We start from the raw sequence: 24,018 nt of genomic DNA, 5'->3' as shown, positions 1-24,018 counted from the left end.
CCGGTGTTGTGGGCCGTCCCCTCCATGGGCTCCCTTCTAGAACGGCAGGTGTTCCAGCGCGTTGAACTGCGCCCGCGCTTCAATCAGTGCCCCCGCCCGGAGCAGGCGGTCTTCACGGTAGCGGTTGGCCACCAGCTGCACGCCCACGGGCAAGCCTTGGCTCAGACCAGTAGGTACCGACAGGCCCGGCAAGCCCAGCATGGCGGTGCCCAGCAGCGGGCTCTGGGCGGCGAGGATCTGCTGCATGCGGGCGGCAGAGTGCGTGTCGTCGTCCACGGGGAGCTGGCGCTCCCATGAGTTGGGCATGAGCAGCACCGGGTACTGTTCCAGAAACACGGACCAGCTGCGGCTGATGTCCTGGCGGCGCATCAGGCCCGCCAGAAAATCGTCACGGCTCAGGTCGGGGGTGCCCTGCATGCAGAAGTCCAGATTCTTGCGCACCGAGGCATCGCCCATGGCGTGGACTGCGGCAATGCCGCCACGGCGCAGATCGTTGTAGACCAGGTCGCGCCATAGCTGCGCGCCTTCTTCAAAGTGCGGTGGCTCGACTTCCTCAACCTCGCAGCCCGCATCGACCAGCCATTGCGCGGCCTGTTCCAGCGCGGCCACCACGCTGGGGTCGGCTGTGTAGCTGGGGTGGCGCTTGAACAAGGCCACGCGCAAGGGCTTCGGGGCCTCGGCGTAGTCCAGGGGCGCGGGCACCCAGTACGGGTCCAGCGGGGTGGGCTGTGCCATCACCTCCAGTGCCAGCCGCGCGTCGGCAATGCTGCGGGTGAGCGGCCCTTGCACCGACATGAGCTGGGTGGTGATCCCTCGGCTGGGTGAACTGGGCTTGTACGAGCCGATGCGGCCCGCCGTGGTGCGCAGCCCCACCACGCCGCAGGCCCAGGCGGGGTAACGCACCGAGCCGCCGTAGTCGTTGCCGTGGGCAATGGGGCCCATGCCGCAGGCCACGGCAGCCGCTGCGCCGCCGCTGGAGCCGCCCGGCGTAAAGCGCTCGTCAAAGGGGTTGAGCGTGCGGCCGTGTACATCGTTGTCGGTAAACCAGCGCAGCGAGAAGGCGGGGGTATTGCTGCGCCCCACGATGATGGCGCCCGCGTTGCGCAGGTGTGCGACCAGGGGCGAATCTTCGGGGGTGATGTTGTCCTTCATCGCCGCGATGCCATCGGTGTTTGCTGTGCCGGCCGTGTCGATGTTGACCTTGATGGTGACCGGCACCCCGTGCAGTGGGCCCAAGGCCTGGCCTGCAGCTTGGGCACGGTCTGCGGCCTCGGCCGCGGCCAGGGCCTGTGTGCGCATCACATCGGGCAAGGCGTTGATGCGCGGGTTGGTCTGGCCGATGCGGTCCAGCACGCTGTGGGTGGCTTCCGTGGCGCTGGCTGTGCGTTGGGCAATGGCAGCGGCCAGCTCGGTGGCGTCCAAGCGCCAGAGTTCTTGGGTCATGACAAAAATCCTCGGGGTTCAGGGGGTCAGAAAGCGCTGCACCAGCAGCGCCCAGTAAGCCGCGCCGATGGGCAAGATCGCGTCGTTGAAGTCGTAGCCGGGGTTGTGCACCATGCACGAGCCCTCGCCCGCGCCGTTGCCAATTTGCAGGTAGCTGCCGGGGCAGTGGTCGAGCATCACGGCGAAGTCCTCGCTGCCGGTCAGCGCCTCGCCCTGCAACGTGACGCGCTCGGCGCCCAGCAGCTCCAGGCCGACCTGGCGTGCCAACGCAGTTTCGGCAGCGGTGTTGACCAGCACGGGGTAGTCGCGGTGGTAGCGGATGTTGGCCTTCACCCCAAAGCTCTCGGCCTGGGCCGTGACCAGCGCGCGGATGCGCCGCTCCAGCAGGTCGCGCACCTCACGGTCGAGCGCCCGCACACTCAGTTCGAGCCGTGCCGAATCCGGGATCACGTTGTTGGCCTGGCCCGCGATGAACGAGCCCACCGTGACCACGGCGGTCTGGCGCGGATCGACGTTGCGGGACACCACGGTTTGCAGTGCCATCACGATGGCCGAGGCTGCCACCACGCAGTCGGTGGCCTTGTGGGGCATGGCGCCATGACCACCCGTGCCCTGCAGGGTGATGGTCACATCGTCGCTCGACGCCATGGCGGCGCCTTCACGGAACACCAGCTGGCCGGCGGGATGGCCCGGCATGTTGTGCGCCGCAAAGATCGCATCGCAAGGGAAGCGGTCAAACAGCCCCTCGTCGATCATGATGCGTGCGCCGCCGGGGTGTTCCTCGGCCGGCTGGAAGATCAGGTTCAGCGTGCCGGAGAAATCGACCTCCGTGGCGATGTGGCGGGCTGCTGCCAGCAGCATCGCGGTGTGCCCGTCATGGCCGCAGGCATGCATCACGCCCGCATGGCAGCTGGCGTGGGCGAAGGTGTTGGCCTCTTGCAGTGGCAGGGCGTCCATGTCGGCCCTGAGGCCCAGGCGCTTGGTGCCCGTGCCCTTGCGCAGCTGGCCCACCACGCCGGTGCCCGCCAGGCCCCGGTGCACGGTGTAGCCCCAGTCTGCCAGGCGCTGTGCGACCAGATCCGAGGTACGGTGTTCCTGCAGCCCCAGTTCTGGGTGGCGATGAATGTCCCGGCGCAAGGCCACGAACTCGGGGGCCTGTGATGCCAGCGCTTTCAGCAGGTCGGTGCGCGGGCTCATTGCGGTTGCAGGTTGATGCTCTTGGCAATGGCACGGTAGGTCGTTGCGCCGTCGCTGTAGGCCTTGGCGGCCTCGGCCAGGCTCTGGGCCTTGGGCACCACTTGGCCTTGCGCCTCCAGCGCGGCGCGCACAGCAGGGTCCTGCAGGGTTTCGGCCAGCGCCTTTTGCAGGGCCTGCACCACGGGCTCGGGCGTGTCCTTGCGCACAAAGTAGCCGGTCCAGATGTCGTAGTTGAAGCCCTTGAGCGCCTTGCCTTCGTCCACGGACGGCACGTGGGGCAACAGGGTGTCGCGGGTGGGCGACAGGGTGGCAATGAACTTGATCTTGCCTTGCTTGTCCATGGCCACATGCGGTGCGCCATACGGCGTGAGGAAGATATCGATCTGCCCGCCCAGCAGATCTTGCAGCACGTTGGCACCACCTTTGTAGGGAATGTGCTGCATGGTGGTGTTGGCGCGGCGGGCCAATTGTTCGCCCAGCAGGTGGTAGAAGGTGCCGTTGCCCACGCTGGCAAAGTTCAGCGGCTTGCCTTCGGCGGCGGACTTGGCGGCCAGGGCCACCAGTTCGTCCGCGTTGGAGGCCGGCAGGTCCTTGCGGGCGGTGATGGCAATCGGGGCGAGCGCCACCATCTGCACAGCGCGGAAATCCTCCGTCTTGAACTTCACGGCGGCATTGGCCAGCGGCGTGAGGATCAGTTCATTGGGCGACCCTTGGAAGATGTAGTAGCCGTCGGCCGGTGCGCTCAGCACCTTCTGGGCAGCGATGGCGCCCCCGGCACCGCCCAGGTTGTCCACGATGACGGGCTGGCCCAGTTGCTTGGCCAGCGCGGTGTTCACCAGCCGGGCGATCACATCGGATTGGCCCCCTGCGGGGTAGGGCACCATCAGCATGATGGGTTTGGAGGGGAAGCTTTGGGCCAGGGCGGCGCCGCTCAAGATCAGGCTCCCCAGTGCGATGGACAGTGCCGCAGACAAAGGGGCGAGGGTTTTTTTCATGGAAGTGGCTTTCATCGTCAGGTGTGGCACATCAAGATCAATTGAGGGCTTGCTTCTTGCCGTCCTTGAACTGGAACAGCGTGAGGGCAGGGTTGGCGAGTTCGCCGGTGGCGTCAAAGGCAATGCGCGCGGTCACGCCGGGCATGTCGATGCGAAACAGTTCGGCGCCATACACCTTGGGGTCGGCCGATCCGGCTTTTTTCATGGCCTCGGCCAGCACCATCATAGCGTCGTAGCCGTACGGTGCGTTGCCCTGGTACTGGCCCGGAAAACGCGCGTCGTAGCGGGCCTTCCACGCTAGGCCGCCAGGCATTTTCTCGATGGAGGAGCCGCCTTCGCCACAGGTGACGGCGGTGACGTTGGCCGCGCCACCGGCCAGCTCGGGCAGGCGCACGGTGCAGATGCCGTCGCCACCAAACAGGTGGACCTTGCCCATGCCCAGTGTGCCCATCTGGCGCAGCATCGGGCCGGCCTGGGTGTCCAGGCCGCCGTAGAAGATGGCCTGCGCACCCTTGGCCTTGATGGCCGTGAGGATGGCCGAAAAGTCGGCGGCCTTGTCGTGGGTGAACTGCTCGTCCACCACCGCCAGGCCCAGCGACTGGGCGGTTTTCTTGAACACGGTGGCCACACCCTGGCCGTAGGCAGAGCGGTCATCGACCACCGCCACCTTGGTCAGCTTGAGCGTGCTGTGGGCGTAGCGGGCCAGCGCATCGCCCATGGCGTTGTCGTTGGCCAGCAGGCGAAAGCTGGTCTTGAAGCCCTGCTGCGTCAGGCGCGGGTTGGTGGCGACGGGGCTGACGTGCGGGATGCCGCATTGGTTGTAGACCTTGGACGCGGGCATGGTGGAGCCCGAGGTGAGGTGCCCCACCACGCCGTTGACCTGCTGGTCGCACAGCTTTTGCGCGGCCTGGGTGCCCTGCTTGGGGTCGGCCGCGTCGTCTTCGGCAATCAGCTCGAAGCGGGCCTTGCGCCCGCCGATCAGCACATTCGCAGCGTTCAGATCATCAATGGCCAGGCGTGTGCCATTGACGTTGTCGGCCCCCAGGTGGGCGGCCGGGCCGGACGTGGGGCCCACCTGGCCGATGCGCACGGTCAGGGGTGTTTGTGCGAGGGCGGTGAAGGGGGCGATGGCTGCGCTGCTCAGCAGCAGGCAGGTGGCGATGGATCGTTGGCGGCGGGGCATGTTGTCTCCTGTGGTGGGATGGCATCAACGCTTCTGCGGCGTGGAGTTGTTCATCCCGAAGGCCATGCTAGGCGGCAGGTGCTGCCCCGGTAAGGCTGTCATTTATGCGCATGACAACCATTGGTTTTCACTTGTGTCTTGTTCCTCGGTTCATCCCGGGCGGACTGTTGGTGTCGCCGGATCCTTAGAGCCTGTTTACGATCTCGCAGGGGATCGCGTTGGCGCGCAATCGGGATGAGTGGATGCTTCGGATGCGCCGCATGGGCTCATGCCCATGCAAGCAGCTGGGGCGTCCAATCACCCGATTTCGCTCCAACCCTTCGGGCAGGGGTCTTTGCGGGCGGTCTGCGGCGTTGCGGCGCTTGTGGATAGCGGGGCTATCCACTGCGCACCGCGCGCCTTGCACCCCATCCCGCAAAGACCGCTGCGCGACCCCTGGGAGATCGTAAGCAGGCTCTTAGCGGTAAGTGGTCAGGTGGATGTTGGTCTCGGTGCTGCGGATGCCCGAAATCAGGCGGATGCGCTCCAGCACCTGCGACAGCTCGTTCATGGAGCGGGCCTCCAGCTCGGCCAGCAGGTCCCAGCGGCCATTGGTGTCGTGCAAGGCCGATACGCCGGGTTCGCCCAGCAGGCTTGCAATCACCTGGCGGGTCTGGTTGCCTTCCACCAACACGCCCATCCAGGCGCGGATGCGGTCGGGCTCGGCGTCGGGGCGCAGTTTGACGGTGTAGCCCAAGATGACCTGGGTGTCCTCCAGCTTGCGAATGCGGTTGGTGACTGTGCCGCGCGACACCCCCAGCTTGTGCGCTAGGTCGGCGATGTTCATGCGGGCATCGGTGCGCAGCAGGCCGATCAGGGTGTTGTCGAGTTCATCCATATTTTCAAAATGGTGGTGATTGCTGTCATTTTGGCAAAAGAACACGCATGGCGCTACAGAACTGCCGATTCACATTGCCATGCACCTGCAAGAAACTGCATGCATCGCTTTTTGACTAAACGGAGACTCCCATGACACCACCATCACGCCACACCGACACCCTGTACCTTAGCGCCCCCGAAGTGGTCGAGCTGGTTCGCCGTACGGGACTGGAGGCTTGCCTTCGCGGCATTGCCGACAACATTCGCGCTGACTTTCTGCGCTGGGGCGACTTTGATAAATCCGCGCGTGTGGCCAACCATTCGCGCCAGGGTGTCATCGAGCTGATGCCCATTGCCGACGACGTGACCTACTCGTTCAAATACGTCAACGGTCACCCTGGCAACACGCGCCAGGGCTTGTCCACCGTGATGGCGTTTGGCGTGCTGGCCGACGTGGCCACCGGTACGCCGCTGCTGCTGAGTGAACTCACCCTCACCACGGCGCTGCGTACGGCCGCCATGTCTGCGGTGGCGGCGCGCGCGCTGGCCCGGCCCGACAGCAGCACCATGGCGCTGATCGGCAATGGGGCACAAAGCGAGTTCCAGGCGCTGGCGTTCCACCACCTGATGGGCATCACCGAGGTGCGCTTGTTCGACACCGACCCCGCCGCCACCGCCAAGCTGGTGGCCAACCTGCGCGGCACGGGGTTGTCTGCCCGGGTGTGCACGAGTGTGGCCGAGGCCGTGCGTGGCGCCGATATCGTGACCACGGTCACGGCCGACAAAACCAATGCCACCATCCTCACGCCCGAGATGATCGAGCCTGGCATGCACATCAATGCCGTGGGTGGCGACTGCCCCGGCAAGACCGAGCTGCATGCCGAGGTGCTGCGCCAAGGCACGGTGTTTGTGGAGTACGCGCCGCAAACCCGCATCGAGGGCGACATCCAGCAGCTGCCCGCCGACTTTGGGGTGACAGAGCTGTGGCAAGTGCTCGCTGGCCAGCAACCGGGCCGTACGGCCGGCACCCAGGTCACAGTGTTCGATTCGGTCGGGTTTGCGCTGGAGGACTTTTCGGCTCTGCGTTTCATGCGCGACACCGCCCTGGCCCTGGGAGTTGGCGAGCGCATGGCGCTGATCCCTGTGCTGGACGACCCCAAGGACCTGTTTGCGGTGCTGCAGCAAAAGCCAGTGGCTCAGCCGGCTGGCGCACAGCCCGCGCACGCGCTGGCATGACGCAGCATTGGTGCGCTGGACGCACCGAACGCACCCGGTTCGCTGCGCCTTGGCTGTGCGGCGGAGCGCTTGCAGCGTCGCCGTAAACTCACGCCATGCGTACACCCCCCCGGGCTGACGGCCCCCACCAGCCATGACTTTGCGCCTGCACCAGTTGCGCGCCCTGGTGGGTGTTGTGGAGCACGGCGGCATCCGCGCGGCGTCACGCCATCTGCACCTGTCGCAGGCGGCGTTGACCAAGTCACTGCGCCAGCTGGAGGAAGACGCGGGCGTGGCCCTGATCCGCCGCAGCCCGCGCGGCGTGGTGCTGACCGACGCCGGGCAGCGCCTGCTGGCCCGGGCCCGGCTGGTCACGCGCCAACTCGACCTGGCCGACGAAGAACTGAGCCACGCGGCCGACGAGCAACAGGGCCAGATCCGCGTGGCGCTCACGCCCTACATCACGCTGACCCACCTCGGCCAGGTGTTCAGCTGGTTTCGCCAGCGCTACCCCAAGGTGTCGGTAGAGCTGGCCGAAGGGCTGATGTCCCGTGTAGTGCCCCGCCTTAGGGAGGGCACGCTCGACCTGGCCGTGGTGGCCGAAACGGGCGATCTGCCTGTGGGCGAGTTCAACGACCGGTCGATCCTGGAGCTGGAGCAATCGATTGCCGTGCGCGCTGGCCACCCTGTGCTGATCAACCCCACACCGGCTGCGTTGGCGCAGCTCGAATGGGTGCTGACCGGCCCGCGCGATGGCCTCAAGAGCGCACACCTGCGCGCCATTTTTGAACGCGCTGGCGTCGCCCCGCCGCAGCAGATCGTCTATGCCGAGACACTGACCGCGCTGGCCGTGATGCGCCACAGCGACGTGGCGGGCATCATCCCCGCACCCCTGCTGCGCCTGCCTGAGTGCCGGGGCATGGTGGCCGTGCCTCCATCGGCGTTGCAGGTGGGCACGCTCACGCTCAAGCTGCTCACGCGGCCCGACGTTCCGCTCATGCCGGCCACGGAATACATGGCCCAGTGCCTGGAGGACGTTTGCAAGGGCCAGCCGTCCCGCTGACCTCGGGCACCCCTGTGGTGGTGGTCAAAGCAAAAAGACTCAGTCCTTCCACTCCACGCTGTCGCTGGCCAGCGCGCGCGTGGTGCGAAAGTGATTGGCCGGATGCTCGGGGTCTGCCATGCCGAACGAGATGCCGCAGACGATGCTGCGGTCTTCGCCAATGCCCAGCACCTCGCGCAGCACGCTGGGGTACGACGCCAGCGCGGCCTGGGCGATGGAGCCCACGCCCAGGCTGTGCGCGGCCAGCATGAAGTTGCCCACATACGCGCCGCAATCCGCCGCGCCATAGGTGCCCAGTGCCTCATCGCTGGTGACGATGGCCACATGCGGCGCGCCGAACATCGTGAAGTTCTGTGCCGCTTGGCGCATCGAGGCCTCGCGGTCGCCCTTGGCAATGCCCAGGGCTTCGTACAGGCCCCAGCCACATTCGCGCCGCCGCTCCTGGTACACGCCCCGGTATTCGCGGGGCCAGGGCAGGTCGGGGCTGGGGGCCGCAGTGGCCATGTGTGCCTGCAGTGCGCTGCGCAGGCGCTCCAGCGTGGCGCCGCTGGCAATGGTGAGCCGCCAGGGCTGCGCGTTGCACCACGATGCCGTGCGCTGTGCGGTGGCCAGGATGGCTTCGATGGTGGTGCGCGGCAGCGGATCGGGCAGAAAGGCGCGGCAGCTGTAACGGGTGTGGAGCAGTGCAGAGAGCGTGTCGAATGCCGGACTGTGGGCGGGAGTGTCTGTGGTGGTGGATGTCATGGTGACGGCCCTGGCGGCTATGCCTTCTTGGCTTTGGCGACAGGTTTGGCCGTCGCCTTGGTCGCCGGTTTGTCTGCCCCCGCCTCTGCAGCATGTTTCTTTTTGTCGGCAGCGGGCTTCTTCGCGCCGGGGTGCGGTGCATTGAGCAGGGCATCCAGTTGTTCGGCAATCTCGGCTTCGATGCGGTCCTTGAATGCACCGAACAGAAAGCCCAACTGCGCCTTCATCTCGAACTGGTGTGCATCCACCAGCAGCGTCCCCTTGACGCCCGAGCGGGTGAAGGTGAGCAGGTCTTCTTTGTCGCCTTCTTCGTAGGTGCATTCCATGTCGAATTTTTCTTCGGCCTTTTCGGCCCACGAGAAGGCGACCTTGCGCGCCTCCTTGAAACCGAGGTGGTGGTCGCGGTGGATGTGGATGTCTGGCATGGGTGGTGTCTCCTTAGGGCGTTGTCTGGGAAGGCCGCAGGGCGCGCAAGGCCTCGTGGCGTTGTGGCTGGGGCTGCTGCGTCAGTTGTCGTACGGCATCATAAAACCGGGGCCAGTTGCGGCCCTCGCGCTCGAAGAGGGCTTCGAACGCGGGCACCAGTTCGTCGTAGGCGGCCTGGGCGGCAAAGCTGGCGTTGTTGGCCTGGGCCACCCAGCGGTCGTAGCCTGCCACCTGGGCCGTTGTGGCTTGGGGCGCGCCACCGCTGGATGTGTCCAGCCAGCGCGCGCGCAGGGCAGCGTAGTCGGTGCGGAAGGCACGCATTGCTTCATTTTTCATAGCTGCTAGCGATTTACCATCAAGCGCTGGAGCCTCTTTTTGTTCATAAATAGCTGCCAACCGGGCGCGTGTGGCCCGCGTCAACGCGCGGAAGGCACTGCGCCGGGCCTCGCCGGTGGCGTAGGCCTCGCGTGCGGCGGGCGTGGACTGCGTGGCCAGCCACTGCGCCACGCCGATGCGCTCCACCGCTGTGGCAAACGACTCGTTGAACAAGGTGTCGTTCTTGGCATAGACCACCTGGTGCGCCAGCTCGTGGAACAGCAGGCGCACAAAGTCGCCCTCGGGCCAGGCGATGAAGGTGGAGAGCAGTGGGTCACCCCCCGCCCAGTTCATGTAGCCCAGCGTGGAGTACGCGGGCACGCCGTACACCTCCACCTCCAGGCCCTGCGCCGCCAGCTCGGCCGCCTCGGTCTGTGCCGCAGCCTCGGTGAAGTAGCCGCGATAGCCAATGCAGCCCGTGACCGGGAAACACCAGGTGTGCAGCGTCAGCGCATAGGGCGGCGCAGCCACCACGTTCCACACGGCGGCGGGGCGCTTGAGGTCGGCATAGCGGCGGTAGCTGGCGTTGTCGGGCAGGCCCAGCTCGGCCACGGCAAAGGCGCGGACGCGCTGCGCCAGTTGCAGGCGCTCGCGCAAGGCAGGGGGGATGTCGGTGCGAGCGATCCAGCGGTCAATGGGCTCGGCCGCGTGCATCAGCTGCATGTGGCCCCGCACCGACTGCCAGTAGTAGCCGAAAGCGCTGGTGGGGCCGGTGGTGCTGGCGCAGCCCGCCAGGGCAAGGCTGATCAGCACGGGAGACAAGGCTCGCAGACGGGGGAGAAGATGGCGCATGCGGGCAGTTTATGGGCAGATCGCGCGGGCCGTGCGAAGGGGTGTCAGGAGCGTGGCCGGTGCAGTTTCTAGAATGCAGCGCATGACTGATGAACCTATCCCCCCACCGCGTGACCAGCCTGATTTGCCGGATGGCTTGGTGGCCGACGACGCCGGGTGCCCGCGCTGCGCCTGGTGCCAGGCCACCCCGTTTTATCGTCACTACCACGACCAGGAGTGGGGCTTTCCGGTGGCGGATGACCGGCGGCTGTTTGAGAAGATCTGTCTGGAGGGCTTCCAGTCGGGTCTGAGCTGGCTCACCATCTTGAACAAGCGCGAGGGCTTTCGCGCCGCGTTTGCGAACTTCGATGCTGAGCAGGTCGCCGCCTTCGGACCCGCCGATGTCGAGCGTCTGGTGCTGGACGCCGCCATCGTGCGCCACCGGGGGAAGATTGAGTCCACCATCAACAACGCCCGCCGCGTGCTGGAGCTTCGGCGCGAGTTCGGATCCCTGGCGCATTACGTGTGGCGCTACGAGCCCGCTGCCGCCGACCGGCCCGAGCGCCTCACGCGCGAGGTCGCTCGCAACCTGTCCACATCGCCCGCGTCCATCGCCTTATCCAAGGATTTGAAAAAACGCGGCTGGAGCTTTGTGGGACCCACCACGGTGTACGCCTTCATGCAGGCCATGGGGCTGGTGAATGACCACCTGGAGGGTTGTCACTCGCGTACACAGGCGTTGCAGGCACGTGCAACATTTGTGGTGCCGCGCGGCTGATCAGCGCTGCGCTACCGGCCGCAACATCCACAAAGCACCCAGCGCAGCCAGGCCCAGCAGCGTGGTGGCCCATAGGGCGGCAGCGCCCACACCATCGAGCAGCATGCCAAACAGCACCGGCGCAAAGGCCTGTGCCACCCGGGCGGGCACCATCATGAGCCCCTGGCGCGCGCCGTAGCCTGTCGGCCCGAACAGCACCAGCGGCAGCGTGCCCTTGGCAATGGTCAGGATGCCGTTGCCCGCGCCGTGCAGCAGGGTGAACACTGCCGCTGCGGGCCCGCCCACCACCATCAGCAGGGCCGCGCCGACCGGATGTGCGGCCGCAGCCAACTGTGCCGACAGCAGCGGGTGCAGGCGGCGCAGAAAGCCAAACTCCAGCAGCCGCGCCGCCACCTGGGCCGGGCCCACCAGCGCTGCCATGGCCACAGCGGCCTGCAGTGACGTGCCACTGGCTTGCAGCAGCCGAGGCAAGTGGGCCGCCATGGCCGTGCTGGTGAACCATGTGACGGCAAAAACGAAAGACAGCAGCACGGTGGTTCGCAAGGCTTGATCTGGGGCGGGCGATGCCTGTGCAGCAGGCGGGGCGGTGTGGGGTATGGATGCGCCTTCTGGCGTGGCCGGGGCAATCTCTTCACCCGCGATGCGGGGCAGCCAGCCGTTGAGCGGCGCCCCCACCAGCAGGTGCAGTACGGCCCAGCCCGCACACGCGCCGCGCCAGCCCCATTGCACTTCCATCCAGGCCGACAGCGGCCAGCCCACGGTGCTGGCAAAACCCGCAATCAGCGTGATACCGGTGATGGCGCCACGTGCGCCTTGCCCATACAGGCGCACCAGCGTGGCAAACGCGGCCTCGTACAGGCCCGACCCCATGGCCACGCCCATCAGCACCCAGGCGGCAAACAGGCCCACGGGGCCTTGCGCCATCGCCATGCCAGCCAGCGCGGCGGCAAACAGCAGGTTGGTGCCCACCAGCACAGGGCGACCGCCATGGCGGTCGATGGCCCGGCCTGCCAGTGGCCCCATCAGGGCCGACACGATGAGCGCCAGCGAAAACGCGGCGAACACCGTGGGAGCGGCCACGCCCAGGTCGCGGGCCATGGGCGCGGCCAGCATGGCGGGCAGGTAGTAGGACGAGGCCCAGGCCAGGGTCTGGGCCGTGCCCAGGCGCGCCACGGTCCAGCGTTGTGAGGCGGTGGTCATGCCCTGCAGGGCATGGCGGCCTGCGCGCGTACCGTGGGGTCAGACACGCTGGCCCTGGGCATTGATCACCGCTTCACCGTCTTCTTTGGTGATGGCGCCTTGTTGGGGCGCGGGCAGGATGTCCAGCACCCTTTCCGACGGGCGGCACAGCCGCGTGCCCAGCGGCGTCACGACGATGGGCCGGTTGATGAGGATGGGGTGCAGCAGCATGGCCTCGATGAGCTGGGCATCGGTCACGCCCGGCGCGTTCAGCTGCAATTCGGTGAAGACCGCTTCCTTCGTGCGCACGGCGTTGATCACCGGCTCGCCGGTAGCGGCAATCAGGGCCACCAGCGTGGCGCGGTCGGGCGGAGTCTTGAGGTACTCGATGACCTCGGGCTCCACGCCGCTGTTGCGGATCATGGCCAGCGTGTTGCGTGACGTGCCGCATTGGGGATTGTGATAGAGGGTGATGGCAGTCATGGTGGGTGCGATGAATGGCTTACAAAAGGGCTGGGTGCATACGCGAAAGTTTGCCAGTGTGCACGGGCCCATCCGGCAGCTGGCCCAGCGCATGGAGCAGCTGCTGGCCCGCGTCGCTCAATGTGCTGTTGTTGTGCACTTCCAGGCTGGCGGCGCCTGGGGGCGGTGAATACGCCAGCGCGCGCTGCACACGGGCCTCCACCTGGTCGGGGGTCTCCCGGCCGCGCGACAGAAGCCGCTCGCGCAGCACCGATGGGCTGGCGGTGATGTGCACGGTCACCAGATCGGGGAACCGCGCCAATGCCTCGGGGAGGTAGGCCCGCGAGCCGTTGAGCAGCACCCACTGGCCACAGGCCAGCGGCGCGAGCTGCGTGTGCCGGATGCCGTAGCCCAGTCCATTGGCCTCCCAGTGCAGGGCAAAGGCCTGGTCGCGGCGCAGCGCCGCAAACGCCTCGGGCAATACGCTCTCGTGGTCCTCACCTGCGGGCACTGCCGGGCGGCTGATGGTGCGCTGTGCCCAGTGCACGGGGCCCAGAAGCTGCGGGCGCAACCAGTCCAGCAGGCTGTCCTTGCCTGCGCCAGAGGGGCCCATGAAGTAAATCAGCCGGGCTGTCATGCGCCCATCTCCAGATGGTCGAGCAGCACGAAGTCCGCTCCGGGCGTGGGCTCGGCGAAGAGCGCCAGACTGTTGAACTTCAGCGTGGGCAGGTCTGCGAAAAACTCCTGCGCGGCATCCAGCACCAGGGCCTGGGTTTGGCTGTCCACCTGCCGCAGGTCGCCCGTGATGGACAGGTGGAACCGGAACTCCTCCAGCACAAATGGATAGCCCCAGCGCTGCAGCAGCGCGTCCTGCCGGGGCGTCAGTCCTGCGGACCGCCTGCGGGCCAGTTCGGCATCCCCCAAAGGAGCGGCCAGTGACTGCAACTGCGTGATGCAGGCCGCAGCGGCTTCGTGGACGGCTGCATTGGCAGGGTGCGAGGGGGCGGGGACCAGCGCCAGAAAGTTGTCGATGCGCTCCACATGCAGCGGTGGCAGCACAAAAGGCTGCAGCTTGTGGGCCACGGCCTGCACGGCCTGGTGCAGCGTGATCCAGTCGGTACCTGGCGCCAGTGCAAACGGTGCCTTGAGCGTGGCATGCCAGCCATAGCGGCGGGGTGCGGCGGTCAGCCGATGCAGGTCTTCGGCGGTCACCCCTTCAATCGTCAGTTGCTGCAAGGGTTGCAGCAGGGCGGCGCAGCGGCCCAGCCAATGGCTGCCCGCCAGCCAACCCAGGCTACCGGGGCTGGGCGCGAAATACACCGCATAGCGATGGTGGGCGGTGGTGGCTTCAGTGTGGTTCATCGTGGTCTATGGTCAGTTTCACGCGGTCGCCCGCAAACCAGGCTCGGGCCCATTCAATAGGGGTGCCCGCGAGGTCGACATTCAGGCTCTCTACCAGCAGCACTGGGCGTGTGGCAGGTTGGCGCAACTGTGCTGCCACCTCTGCGCTGGGTAACTCGGCCGTGATGCGGCTTTCGCGCCGCGTGTAGTCGGCCACGCCGTGGGCGGAAAACCCGGCGGTGATGGAGCCGGTCTCACGCACCACAGCCGCCAGACCTTCGAAGCGGTGCAGGGGAAAGTAGCGTTCGCTCAGGTGCAGGGGTTGGCCTTCGGCGTCGCCCATCACACGCAGGGCCAGCAGCGGGCTGCGCGCAGGCACCTGCAAGGCCTTGGCCAGGGCAACGGTGGCCCGCACCGTCTGTGCCTGCAGTACCACCAATCTGCCGCGCAGCCCGGCCTGCGCCAGCCCCTGCTGGTGGCGCGTACGTTTTCCCAGTACCAGGTCCACCGCAAAGTCTTCCACATAGGTGCCGCTGCCTTGGGTGATGCGCACCAGCCCCTGGCTGCACAGACTGGCCAGCGAGCGGCGGATGGTGTGGCGGTTCACACCGAACTGCTCTGCCAGCGCGTGTTCCGAGGGCAGGCGCTGGCCCGGGGGGTAGATGCCGTTGCCGATCGCGTCAGCCAGTTCGGCGGCGATGCGGGTCCAGAAACTGTCGCGTGCGGGGCGCAGTGGCGGTGGGGCAGGGATCTCCAGAGCGCTGGAGAGGGGGGGGGTGCTGGCTGTCATGAAACCTACATGCGCGCTCTTTAAGCTGGCGCCAGTTGTTCAATTTGTCTATACAACTTTCAGGGTAACACTTTCATGTTTCAAGCCTTTGACAACCCGGGTCCCGGCCGCCCTCTGGGTCGTGCGCACTGGATGGCGCTGCTGGCCCGGGCACCGCTGGGCCTGCTCGAATCTGCGCTGCAGCAGCAGGCCACGCGCCCCGCGCGCTGGCTGCGCGCCCCCGAGACCGGCCTGATGATGGTGCAGGGCCGTGCGGGTGGCACGGGCGAGCGCTTCAATCTGGGTGAGGTTACCGTGACCCGTTGCGCACTGCGTGTGGCCACTGGTTCTGATGCTGCCGATGCCACCGTGGGGGTGGCCTATGTGCTGGGTCGATCGCACCGCCAGGTGCAGCTGGCTGCCCTGGCCGATGCATTGCTGCAGGACCCCACCCAGCAGACCCAGCTGGACGCCCACTTGCTGGAGCCGATTCGCTGCCACCTGCGCCGCAGCCAGGCCGATCGCCAGGCGCGTGCGGCCAGCACCAAGGTCGACTTCTTTACCGTAGCGCGCGAAAGTGGCTCCGATGCCGAGGAGGATGTCGAATGAGCGCGACTCGCTTGGCATCCTTGGGCGCGGGCTTCTCTAACGAGGCCTTAGGCAGCCAGGCTGTGTTCCGAGCCGTGTTGCAGGCGCTGTCGCACCCCGGCCGCTGCGTGGCGGTTGAGCATGACGCGCAAACCCCAGCGGTGGGCCATGCCGCATCGGCGGCCGTGCTGCTGGCTTTGCTCGACAGCGATTGCACGCTGTGGCTGTCACCGCGCCTGGCGGCCAGTGAGGCAGGTGCCTGGTTGCGCTTTCACACGGGCTGCACGCTGGTGAGCGATCCTGCAACGGCCCGGTTTGTGTGGGTCGCGCAGGGCGATGCGTTGCCAGCGCTGCGGAGCCTGAACCCAGGCAGCGACACCTATCCGGACCAATCGGCGACCTGTGTGGTGGATGTGGCGCAGGCCACCGTCGCCACGGTGGGCGCTGCGGATACGTGGCACCTGACGGGCCCGGGAATTCAGGGCGCTGCGGCCTTGCAGGTGGACGGTCTGCCCGCTGACTTTGACGCCCAGTGGTTCGCCAACCATGCGGTGTTTCCTTGTGGTGTGGATGTGTTGCTGGGCACGGCGGTGCACATCGTCGGCCTGCCACGTACCACACGCATCACCGCGAGCCGTGAAGGCGCGCTGCACACCGAGGAGGCCTGAACATGTACGTTGCCGTCAAGGGCGGAGAAGCCGCCATCCTCCACAGCTACCGCCTGCTGGCCGAGCAGCGTCGGGGCGATATCACGCAGCCCGAGCTGTCGGTGGCGCAGATCCGCCAGCAGCTCAAGCTGGCCGTGGACCGCGTGATGACCGAAGGCTCGGTGTACGACCCCGAGCTGGCCGCGCTGGCCATCAAGCAGGCATCCGGTGACCTGGTCGAAGCCATCTTCTTGCTGCGCGCCTATCGCGCCACGCTGCCGCGCCTGGGCACGACCTGCCCGCTCGACACCGCCCGCATGACGCTGGACCGCCGCATCTCCGCCACCTTCAAGGACTTGCCCGGCGGACAGGTACTGGGCCCCACCTACGACTACACGCAGAGACTGCTGGACTTCTCGCTGCTGGCGGAGGGCAGGCTGCCAGACGCCGCGCTGAGTGCTGCAACTCCGGCCGCACCGCCACCCGGCACCACACCGCGCGTGGTGGACTTGCTCAACCAGGAAGGCCTGATCGAGACACGCCCAGTGCCACCCGGCGACCCTGTGCCCACCGACCTTACGCGGGAGCCGCTGCGTTTCCCGGCGAACCGGGCCACGCGCCTGCAGAATCTGGCGCGCGGTGACGAGGGCTTTCTGCTGGCCATGGCGTATTCCACCCAGCGTGGGTACTCGCACTCGCATCCCTTTGTGGGCGAAGTGCGCCTGGGCACAGTGGCGGTGGAGATGGAGCCCGAAGAGCTGGGTTTTGCCATCGACATCGGCGACATCGAGATCACCGAGTGCGAGATGGTGAACCAGTTTGCGGGCAGCAAGAGCCAGCCCCCGCAGTTCACGCGCGGCTACGGCCTGGCGTTTGGCCACAGCGAGCGCAAGGCCATGGCCATGAGTCTGGTCGACCGGGCGTTGCGTGCCGATGAGTTGGGCGAGCCGGTGGAGTCGCCAGCGCAGATGCAGGAATTTGTGCTGGGCCACAGCGACAGCCTGGAGGCCTCAGGTTTTGTGCAGCACCTGAAGCTGCCGCATTACGTGGACTTCCAGTCCGAGCTGGAACTGGTGCGCAAGATGCGCGCCGCTGCACCCCACCCCGCAACCCTCCACATGGAAGAAGCCCCATGAACGCACCCATGGAACCCGCCATGATGGGCTTGCCCGCCGACGCTGCGCCGGTGGACGGCCACTTCAACTTCGCCTATCTGGACGAGCGCACCAAGCGCATGATCCGCCGCGCCGTCCTCAAGGCCGTGGCCATCCCCGGCTACCAGGTGCCGTTTGGCTCGCGCGAGATGCCGCTGCCCTATGGCTGGGGCACGGGCGGCATCCAGGTCACCGCGTCCATCATCGGCCCGCAGGACTGCCTCAAGGTCATCGACCAGGGCTCGGACGACACGGTCAACGCCGTCAACATCCGCCGATTTTTCGAGCGCACCACCGCCGTGGCCACCACCACCCGCACCCGCGAAGCCACACTGATCCAGACGCGCCACCGCATCCCTGAGACACCGCTCGCCGAAGGCCAGGTCATCGTCTACCAGGTGCCGGTGCCCGAGCCCATGCAGCGCCTGGAGCCGCGTGAGACCGAGACACGGACCCTGCACGGCCTGGCTGAGTACGGTCTCATGCACGTGAAGCTGTACGAAGACATCGCCCGCTACGGCCACATCGCCACCACCTACGACTACCCTGTGCTGGTGAATGGTCGGTATGTGATGGCGCCGTCGCCCATCCCCAAGTTCGACAACCCCAAGATGCACATGAACCCCGCGCTGCAGCTGTTTGGCGCGGGCCGCGAAAAGCGCATCTACGCCGTGCCACCCTACACGTCGGTCGAAAGTCTGGGCTTTGAGGACCACCCCTTTGAGGTGCAGCGCTGGGACGCGGCCTGTGCGCTGTGTGGCGCTACTGATAGCTTTCTCGATGAGGTGATCATTGATGACCAGGGTGGGCGCATGCATGTGTGTTCCGACTCGGACTATTGCCAGGAACGCCAGTCTCCGCACACTGGGCCGGTGGTGGTGGAGGGTGGCGCAGCATGAGCACCGTGCACATTCGCGAAGCCCGGCCCGGTGACCTGGAGAGCGTGCTCTCTCTGTACGCTGCCATCGAAGACAGCCCAGCAGACGTGCTGACCCTGGAGGAAGCGCAGGCCATGTGGCAGCAGTTTGCCCGCTACCCCAGCTACCGCCTGTGGGTGGCCTGCGACACGGCGGTACAGGACGCCGTGGTGGGGTCGTATGCGCTGCTCATCATGCACAACCTCGCACACCGTGGCTCGCCTTCAGCCATCGTCGAAGACGTGGTGGTGGAGTCATCCCAGCAGGGCCGTGGTATCGGCCGCCAGATGATGGCCCATGCGATGCAGCAGGCGCGCGAGGCAGGCTGCTACAAGCTCGCGCTCTCGTCCAACGCCCGCCGTGCTGGCGCCCATGCCTTTTATGAATCCCTGGGCTTTGCGCAGCACGGCCTGAGTTTTGTGATCGAGAACCTCACATGAATCCATCTGAAAGTGCTGCGCCGCTGCTGAGCGTGCGCAACGTCAGCAAGCGCTACGGCGACCGTGTGGCGCTGCAAGACGCCTCCTTCGATCTGTGGCCCGGCGAGGTGCTTGCCGTGGTGGGCGAGTCTGGCTCCGGCAAGTCCACGCTGCTCAACGCCATCGCCGCACGCAGTGCACCTGACGAGGGCTCGGTGCAGTTCCGCCAGCGCAGCGGCGAGCTGCAGGACATCTATGCCATGACCGAAGCGCAGCAGCGCCTGCTGGCCCGCACCGACTGGGGCTTTGTGCATCAGAACGCGGCGGACGGCTTGCGCATGGATGTCTCGGCGGGCGCCAACGTGGGCGAGCGCCTGATGGGCCAGGGCGAACGCCACTATGGCAAGTTGCGCGCCACGGCCATGGAATGGCTGCAGCGTGTGGAGATCGATGCCACCCGCATCGACGACGCGCCGCGCACGTTTTCGGGCGGCATGCGCCAGCGCCTGCAGATTGCGCGCAACCTCGTTACTCAGCCCCGCCTGGTGTTCATGGACGAGCCCACCTCGGGCCTCGACGTGTCGGTGCAGGCACGCCTGCTCGACCTTCTGCGTCAACTCACGCGGCAGATGCAGTTGGCGGCCATTGTGGTCACGCACGACCTGGCCGTGGCACGCCTGCTGGCGCACCGCATGGTGGTGATGCAGCGCGGCCGTGTGGTCGAAGCGGGCCTGACCGACCAGGTGCTCGACGACCCGCAACACCCCTACACCCAGCTCCTCGTTTCTTCGGTACTGCAGCCATGAACCAGCCTTCCATTGCGCCCATTCTCCAGATGCAAGGGGTGGCCAAGCGCTTCACCCTGCACCACCAGAACGGCATCGAACTGCCCGTGCTCGCCCAGGTAGACCTGGCCGTGCAGCCCGGTGAATGTGTGGTGCTTGACGGCCCCTCGGGCATGGGCAAAAGCACGCTGCTCAAAATGATTTACGCCAACTACCGGGTCAATGCGGGGAGCATCACGGTGCGCTCGGCCGATGGCTCCGTGGTGGATGTGACGCAGGCCACGCCGCGTGCGCTGGTGCAGCTACGGCGCGACACCGTGGGGTATGTGAGCCAGTTCCTGCGGGTCATACCGCGCGTTTGCGCCTTGGATGTCGTGGCGGAACCGTTGGCGGAAGACGCGGGCGACGATGAGGCTGCTCTGGAGGCTGCACGCGAGGTCGCCCGACAGTGGCTCACCCGCCTGCGTATCCCCGAGCGACTGTGGCACCTGCCACCCGCCACCTTCTCGGGGGCGAGCAGCAGCGCATCAACATTGCCCGCAACATGATCAAGCCCAAGCCGCTGCTGCTGCTGGATGAGCCCACCGCATCGCTCGACACTGCCAACACCGAGACGGTGATTTCCATGATTCGCGAAGCGGTGGCGCGCGGTGCGGCCCTGGTCGGCATTTTTCATGATGCACAGGTGGGCGCCGCCGTGGCCACGCGCCGTGTGAACGTGGGTGACTTTCGGGGAGCATCGGCATGACCGCCACCGTGTTCAAGAACGCCCGCATGGTGCTGCCTGACGAGGTGGTGCAGGGCAGTCTGCAAGTGAATGGCGGGCGCATCGCGGCGGTGGACGGCGGTGGCACCTCAGCCCTGCATGGCATCGACCTGGGCGGTGACTACCTGCTGCCCGGGTTGGTGGAAATCCACACCGACAATTTCGAGCGCCACCTCATGCCGCGCCCCAAGGTGCAATGGGCCGAGATGCCTGCGCTGCTGGCGCACGATGCCGAGATTGCGGCCGCAGGCATCACCACCGTGCTCGATGCGCTGGGCGTGGGTGAAGCCGACGTGGACAGCCTGCGCGGCAGCGCCTGGAACCGGGTGCTCGACACCATTGACACCTGCACCGAGCGCAACCTGCTGCGTGCGGACCACCACCTGCATGTGCGCTGCGAGCTGCCAGCGCCCAACACCATCGACCTGTTCGCGCCCTTTCGCGGGCACCCGCGCCTGTCACTCATCTCGCTGATGGACCACACCCCGGGCCAGCGCCAGTGGGAGAACATCGAGCAGGCGCGTACTTACTACACGGGCAAGAAAGGCTGGAGCGCTGAGAAGTTCGAGCGCCAGGTGGCGCACGCCGCCACGCTGCAGGCCCAGTACGCCGAGCCGCACCGTGCTTATTTTGTGGACTACTGCCGCACCCACGGCATCTCGCTGGCCAGCCACGACGACACCACGGTGGCGCATGTGGAGCAGGCCCATGCGGAGGGGGCTGCGATGTCAGAGTTCCCCACCACTCTGGCGGCCGCGCAGGCGGCGCACGAGCGCGGCCTGCTCACCGTGATGGGCGGACCCAACGTGGTGCGTGGCGGCTCGCATTCGGGCAATGTGGCTGCTGCTGACCTGGCCCGTGCAGGCCTGTTGGACATCCTGTCATCCGACTACGTGCCCGGCAGTCTGTTGAGCGCCGTGATGCGGTTGGTGGATGACGGCATCCTGCCCTTGCCACAAGCGGTGGGCACCGTCACCCGCAACCCGGCCCACGCCGCGGGCATGGCGGACCGGGGCGCGTTGACGCCCGGCCTGCGCGCTGACCTGGTGCAGGTGCACATGGCCGCACTGCCCTGTGGCGGTCGCCAGGCCGTGGTGCGCGGCGTATGGCGCGAAGGGCAGCGCGTGCTCTAGGGCCCTCTCTGACACCCAAACTTCTCCCAACTGTCAAAGCACTGTCACGCGCGACAACCACACTCTGGTTGTCTAGACGACTTAACCCCCCAAGGAGGCGGCCATGCCAGCGGCACTTCATATCCACCAACTGAACAAGCACTTTGCCAACGGCAAGCACGCCCTGCACGACATCAACCTCACCGTGCAGCGCGGCGAGATGGTGGCGCTGATCGGCGCCTCGGGTTCGGGCAAATCCACCCTGCTGCGCCATGTGGCGGGTCTGGTGGTGGCAGATGCCTCCAGCGATTCGCGGATCGAGGTGGATGGCCGCTGCGTGCAGCAGGGCGGCCGCATCCACAGCGACATCCGCCAAGTGCGTTCGCAGGTGGGTTTTGTGTTCCAGCAGTTCAACCTGGTGGACCGTTTGCCAGTGCTGATGAATGTATTGGTCGGCTTGCTACACCGCACGCCCCGGTGGCGGGGCTGGTTGCGTATGTTCAAGCCGCAGGAGCGCGCGCTGGCGCTCGAAGCCCTCCACCGCGTGGGCATTGCCGAATGCCATGCACAGCGTGCATCGACCTTGTCGGGCGGGCAGCAGCAGCGTGCAGCGATTGCCCGCACGCTGGTGCAGGGCGCCAAGGTGGTGCTGGCCGACGAGCCCATTGCCTCGCTCGATCCCGAATCCTCGCGCAAGGTCATGGACATCCTGGCGCGCATCAACCGTGAGGACCGCTGCACCGTCATCGTGTCGCTGCACCAGGTGGATGTGGCCATCAAATATTGCCCGCGCGTGGTGGCCTTGCACCATGGGCAGGTGGTGTACGACGGTCCTTCTGCCGCACTCACTCCCGCCCTGTTGCGCAGCCTGTATGGCGTGCACGCCGACGAAATCCTGTCGGATGCAGCCGGTGCCCACACTGCGCCCGTGTTTGCACCAACGCCCGTCCCGCAATGGGCACCTGCCATGGCCCAGGCCGCCTGAGCAATCTTTCGATTCTTCCCATTCCCCCTTCTCTGGAGCTTTCACCATGTTTAAGAAACTGTGCGCCGCACTGACCCTCGGCCTGGGATTGACCACGGGCGCGTTGGCCCAGGACATTAACTTCGGCATGATCTCGACCGAGGCTTCGCAAAACCTCAAGGCCGACTGGCAGCCCCTGCTGGATGACATGGCCAAGCAGACGGGCTTGAAGATCAATGCCTTCTTCGCGTCCGACTACGCCGGCCTGATTGAAGCCATGCGCTTCAACAAGATGCAGGTGGCCTGGCTGGGCAACAAGTCGGCCATGGAAGCCGTGGACCGCGCCAATGGCGAAGTGTTCGCGCAGATGGTCAACGCCGACGGCACGCAGGGCTACTACTCGCACCTCATCGTGCACAAGGACAGCCCGCTGGCCACGCTGGACGACGTGCTCAAGAACGGCAAGTCGCTGAGCTTTGGCAATGGCGACCCCAACTCCACCTCGGGTTTCCTGGTGCCCGGCTACTACGCCTTTGCGCAGAACAAGGTCGACGCCAAGACCCACTTCAAGATCACACGCAGTGCCAACCACGAGACCAACGCCTTGGCCGTGGCCAACAAGCAGGTCGACGTGGCCACCAACAACAGCGAGAACCTTGAAAAGATCAAGGAGCGCCAGCCCGAGAAGTTCAAGGACATCAAGATCGTCTGGACCTCGCCCTTGATCCCGCTCGACACCCCTGGTGATCCGCAAGGACCTGCCTGAGGCCACCAAGACCAAGATCCGCGACTTCTTCTACAACTACGCCAAGACCGATGCGCGCGAAAAGGAGATCGTGATGAAAATCTCCAAGCTCTCGGGTTTCAAGCCATCGACCAACGCGCAGCTCACGCCCATTCGCCAGCTGGATCTTTTTGGCAAGCGCAACAAGATCGACGCCGATGGCACGCTGGCCGATGCTGACAAGAAGACCCGGCTGGCCGAGATCGACCAGCAACTGGCGTCGCTGAAGTAAGCGCCGTGTTCGAGTCCACCGCCCGGGTATTTCCATGTCCTCTGCTCTGAATCCTTCGCTGGCCACGCTGGCCAGCACCACGGCGCCCAAGCGCAGCCTGGGCTGGTACCTGTCGTGGGGCATTCTGCTGGTGTTGCTGGCAGCGTCCTGGAAGGGCGCCGACATGCGCCCGCTCGACCTGTGGAACGACTCGGGCAACATGGTCAGCTATGCGGCGGAGTTCTTTCCGCCCAATTTCTCGCAGTGGCAGATCTATGTGCAGGAGATGCTGGTCACCTTGCAGATCGCGCTGTGGGGCACGGCGCTGGCGGTGGTCACGGCGGTGCCGCTGGCGCTGCTGGCCTCGTCCAACATCGTCCCGTGGTGGGTGTACCAGCCGGTGCGCCGTGTGCTGGATGCGTGCCGCGCCATCAACGAAATGGTGTTTGCCATGCTGTTCGTGGTGGCCGTGGGGTTGGGGCCGTTTGCGGGCGTGCTGGCACTGTGGATCCATACCTCGGGCACGCTGGCCAAACTGTTCTCCGAAGCCGTGGAGGCCATCGACCCGCAGCCCGTGGAAGGTATCCGATCCACCGGTGCGAGCGCCCTGCACGAAATCATCTATGGCGTGATCCCGCAAGTGATGCCGCTGTGGATCTCGTACACGCTTTACCGCTTTGAGGCCAATGTGCGCTCAGCGTCGGTGGTGGGCATGGTGGGCGCTGGCGGCATTGGCGTGGTGCTGTGGGAGATCATTCGCGGCTTCCAGTACGCCGAGACCTGCGCGGTGATGCTCATCATCGTGGTCACCGTGAGTGTCATCGACGTGGTGTCGGCCCGCATCCGCAAGGCACTGGTCTAAGTTCTGAGGA

General features: G+C 66.3%; 25 protein-coding genes and 2 pseudogenes. 14 read left to right on the top strand and 13 right to left on the bottom strand.

What is annotated here, in order from left to right:
- Positions 1-36 precede the first annotated feature (36 nt).
- The 5 genes from CLU85_RS20985 to CLU85_RS20965 form a co-directional block, all read right to left on the bottom strand.
- Entirely contained in the window at positions 37-1,443 is a 1,407-nt protein-coding gene (locus tag CLU85_RS20985) for an amidase family protein (protein WP_100411978.1), read from the bottom strand.
- Positions 1,444-1,461: 18 nt separating this feature from the next.
- The gene (locus CLU85_RS20980) at positions 1,462-2,640 is read right to left on the bottom strand and encodes a M20 aminoacylase family protein (protein WP_100411977.1); all 1,179 of its coding nucleotides are present in this window, start codon (positions 2,638-2,640) and stop codon (positions 1,462-1,464) included.
- Positions 2,637-3,635, bottom strand: coding sequence for a tripartite tricarboxylate transporter substrate binding protein (locus tag CLU85_RS20975; protein ID WP_232727888.1), 999 nt, complete (start codon positions 3,633-3,635; stop codon positions 2,637-2,639). The genes CLU85_RS20980 and CLU85_RS20975 overlap by 4 nt, the downstream gene beginning before the upstream one ends.
- 37 nt (positions 3,636-3,672) lie before the next feature.
- On the bottom strand, positions 3,673-4,818 hold the full coding sequence (locus tag CLU85_RS20970; protein ID WP_100411975.1) for a branched-chain amino acid ABC transporter substrate-binding protein: 1,146 nt from the start codon (positions 4,816-4,818) through the stop codon (positions 3,673-3,675).
- Between the two features lie 457 nt (positions 4,819-5,275).
- Positions 5,276-5,695, bottom strand: coding sequence for an Lrp/AsnC family transcriptional regulator (locus CLU85_RS20965; RefSeq protein ID WP_100411974.1), 420 nt, complete (start codon positions 5,693-5,695; stop codon positions 5,276-5,278).
- A gap of 131 nt (positions 5,696-5,826) precedes the next feature.
- Between CLU85_RS20965 and CLU85_RS20960 the strand changes: the two genes are divergently transcribed.
- Entirely contained in the window at positions 5,827-6,912 is a 1,086-nt protein-coding gene (locus CLU85_RS20960; RefSeq protein WP_100411973.1) for an ornithine cyclodeaminase, read from the top strand.
- Positions 6,913-7,045: 133 nt separating this feature from the next.
- Positions 7,046-7,954 (top strand): LysR substrate-binding domain-containing protein, encoded by a 909-nt coding sequence (locus CLU85_RS20955; protein ID WP_100411972.1) that lies wholly within the window; start codon positions 7,046-7,048, stop codon positions 7,952-7,954.
- 39 nt (positions 7,955-7,993) lie between these two features.
- Here CLU85_RS20955 and CLU85_RS20950 read toward each other — a convergent pair whose 3' ends face one another.
- Genes CLU85_RS20950 through CLU85_RS20940 form a run of 3 tightly spaced genes read right to left on the bottom strand, consistent with a single transcriptional unit; the run spans position 7,994 to position 10,291 of the window.
- Positions 7,994-8,698, bottom strand: coding sequence for a nitroreductase (locus CLU85_RS20950; RefSeq protein WP_100411971.1), 705 nt, complete (start codon positions 8,696-8,698; stop codon positions 7,994-7,996).
- 17 nt (positions 8,699-8,715) lie between these two features.
- Positions 8,716-9,123 carry a polyhydroxyalkanoic acid system family protein gene (locus CLU85_RS20945; protein WP_100411970.1) on the bottom strand — a complete coding sequence of 136 codons (408 nt, stop codon included), beginning with the start codon at positions 9,121-9,123 and terminating at the stop codon, positions 8,716-8,718.
- Positions 9,124-9,136: 13 nt separating this feature from the next.
- Complete coding sequence (locus CLU85_RS20940; RefSeq protein WP_100411969.1) at positions 9,137-10,291, bottom strand: aminopeptidase; 1,155 nt, start codon at positions 10,289-10,291, stop codon at positions 9,137-9,139.
- Positions 10,292-10,373: 82 nt separating this feature from the next.
- On the opposite strand from CLU85_RS20940, the gene CLU85_RS20935 reads away from it, so the two are divergent.
- A complete protein-coding gene (locus tag CLU85_RS20935) occupies positions 10,374-11,048 on the top strand; it encodes a DNA-3-methyladenine glycosylase I (protein ID WP_100412680.1) in 675 nt (224 codons plus the stop codon).
- On the opposite strand, the gene CLU85_RS20930 is transcribed toward CLU85_RS20935, so the two are convergent.
- Genes CLU85_RS20930 through phnF form a run of 5 tightly spaced genes read right to left on the bottom strand, consistent with a single transcriptional unit; the run spans position 11,049 to position 14,820 of the window.
- Positions 11,049-12,248, bottom strand: coding sequence for an MFS transporter (locus CLU85_RS20930; protein WP_100411968.1), 1,200 nt, complete (start codon positions 12,246-12,248; stop codon positions 11,049-11,051).
- 39 nt (positions 12,249-12,287) lie between these two features.
- Positions 12,288-12,710, bottom strand: a complete 423-nt coding sequence (gene arsC / locus CLU85_RS20925) for an arsenate reductase (glutaredoxin) (RefSeq protein WP_100411967.1) — start codon at positions 12,708-12,710, stop codon at positions 12,288-12,290.
- Between the two features lie 19 nt (positions 12,711-12,729).
- Entirely contained in the window at positions 12,730-13,326 is a 597-nt protein-coding gene (gene phnN / locus CLU85_RS20920; protein WP_100411966.1) for a phosphonate metabolism protein/1,5-bisphosphokinase (PRPP-forming) PhnN, read from the bottom strand.
- Positions 13,323-14,051: a DUF1045 domain-containing protein gene (locus tag CLU85_RS20915; protein ID WP_100411965.1), complete on the bottom strand. Its 729-nt coding sequence runs from the start codon at positions 14,049-14,051 to the stop codon at positions 13,323-13,325. Before CLU85_RS20915 ends, phnN begins: the two co-directional genes overlap by 4 nt.
- Positions 14,038-14,820 (bottom strand): phosphonate metabolism transcriptional regulator PhnF, encoded by a 783-nt coding sequence (gene phnF / locus CLU85_RS20910; RefSeq protein WP_100411964.1) that lies wholly within the window; start codon positions 14,818-14,820, stop codon positions 14,038-14,040. Before phnF ends, CLU85_RS20915 begins: the two co-directional genes overlap by 14 nt.
- 75 nt (positions 14,821-14,895) lie before the next feature.
- Between phnF and phnG the strand changes: the two genes are divergently transcribed.
- The 11 genes and pseudogenes from phnG to phnE all read left to right on the top strand — a co-directional run bounded on the left by phnG (position 14,896) and on the right by phnE (position 24,008).
- Entirely contained in the window at positions 14,896-15,408 is a 513-nt protein-coding gene (gene phnG / locus CLU85_RS20905) for a phosphonate C-P lyase system protein PhnG (RefSeq protein ID WP_100411963.1), read from the top strand.
- A complete protein-coding gene (gene phnH, locus CLU85_RS20900) occupies positions 15,405-16,055 on the top strand; it encodes a phosphonate C-P lyase system protein PhnH (RefSeq protein ID WP_100411962.1) in 651 nt (216 codons plus the stop codon). Before phnG ends, phnH begins: the two co-directional genes overlap by 4 nt.
- A gap of 2 nt (positions 16,056-16,057) precedes the next feature.
- Complete coding sequence (locus CLU85_RS20895; protein ID WP_100411961.1) at positions 16,058-17,170, top strand: carbon-phosphorus lyase complex subunit PhnI; 1,113 nt, start codon at positions 16,058-16,060, stop codon at positions 17,168-17,170.
- Positions 17,167-18,087: an alpha-D-ribose 1-methylphosphonate 5-phosphate C-P-lyase PhnJ gene (locus CLU85_RS20890; RefSeq protein WP_100411960.1), complete on the top strand. Its 921-nt coding sequence runs from the start codon at positions 17,167-17,169 to the stop codon at positions 18,085-18,087. The genes CLU85_RS20895 and CLU85_RS20890 overlap by 4 nt, the downstream gene beginning before the upstream one ends.
- Positions 18,084-18,545, top strand: coding sequence for a GNAT family N-acetyltransferase (locus tag CLU85_RS20885; protein ID WP_100411959.1), 462 nt, complete (start codon positions 18,084-18,086; stop codon positions 18,543-18,545). The genes CLU85_RS20890 and CLU85_RS20885 overlap by 4 nt, the downstream gene beginning before the upstream one ends.
- Entirely contained in the window at positions 18,542-19,330 is a 789-nt protein-coding gene (gene phnK / locus CLU85_RS20880; protein WP_100411958.1) for a phosphonate C-P lyase system protein PhnK, read from the top strand. Before CLU85_RS20885 ends, phnK begins: the two co-directional genes overlap by 4 nt.
- Positions 19,327-20,057, top strand: a pseudogene (gene phnL / locus CLU85_RS20875) (phosphonate C-P lyase system protein PhnL). Before phnK ends, phnL begins: the two are co-directional and overlap by 4 nt.
- Positions 20,054-21,208 carry an alpha-D-ribose 1-methylphosphonate 5-triphosphate diphosphatase gene (locus CLU85_RS20870; RefSeq protein WP_100411957.1) on the top strand — a complete coding sequence of 385 codons (1,155 nt, stop codon included), beginning with the start codon at positions 20,054-20,056 and terminating at the stop codon, positions 21,206-21,208. Before phnL ends, CLU85_RS20870 begins: the two are co-directional and overlap by 4 nt.
- A 103-nt stretch (positions 21,209-21,311) precedes the next feature.
- Complete coding sequence (phnC, locus tag CLU85_RS20865; RefSeq protein ID WP_100411956.1) at positions 21,312-22,172, top strand: phosphonate ABC transporter ATP-binding protein; 861 nt, start codon at positions 21,312-21,314, stop codon at positions 22,170-22,172.
- 46 nt (positions 22,173-22,218) lie between these two features.
- Positions 22,219-23,167 (top strand): annotated as a pseudogene (gene phnD / locus CLU85_RS20860) (phosphonate ABC transporter substrate-binding protein).
- Positions 23,168-23,201: 34 nt separating this feature from the next.
- The gene (gene phnE, locus CLU85_RS20855) at positions 23,202-24,008 is read left to right on the top strand and encodes a phosphonate ABC transporter, permease protein PhnE (RefSeq protein WP_100411955.1); all 807 of its coding nucleotides are present in this window, start codon (positions 23,202-23,204) and stop codon (positions 24,006-24,008) included.
- Positions 24,009-24,018: the final 10 nt, after the last annotated feature.

The sequence above is a fragment of the Acidovorax sp. 69 genome, from assembly GCF_002797445.1.
Classification (GTDB): Bacteria; Pseudomonadota; Gammaproteobacteria; order Burkholderiales; family Burkholderiaceae_C; genus Acidovorax.
This window is presented reverse-complemented; position numbering and strand designations above follow the sequence as displayed.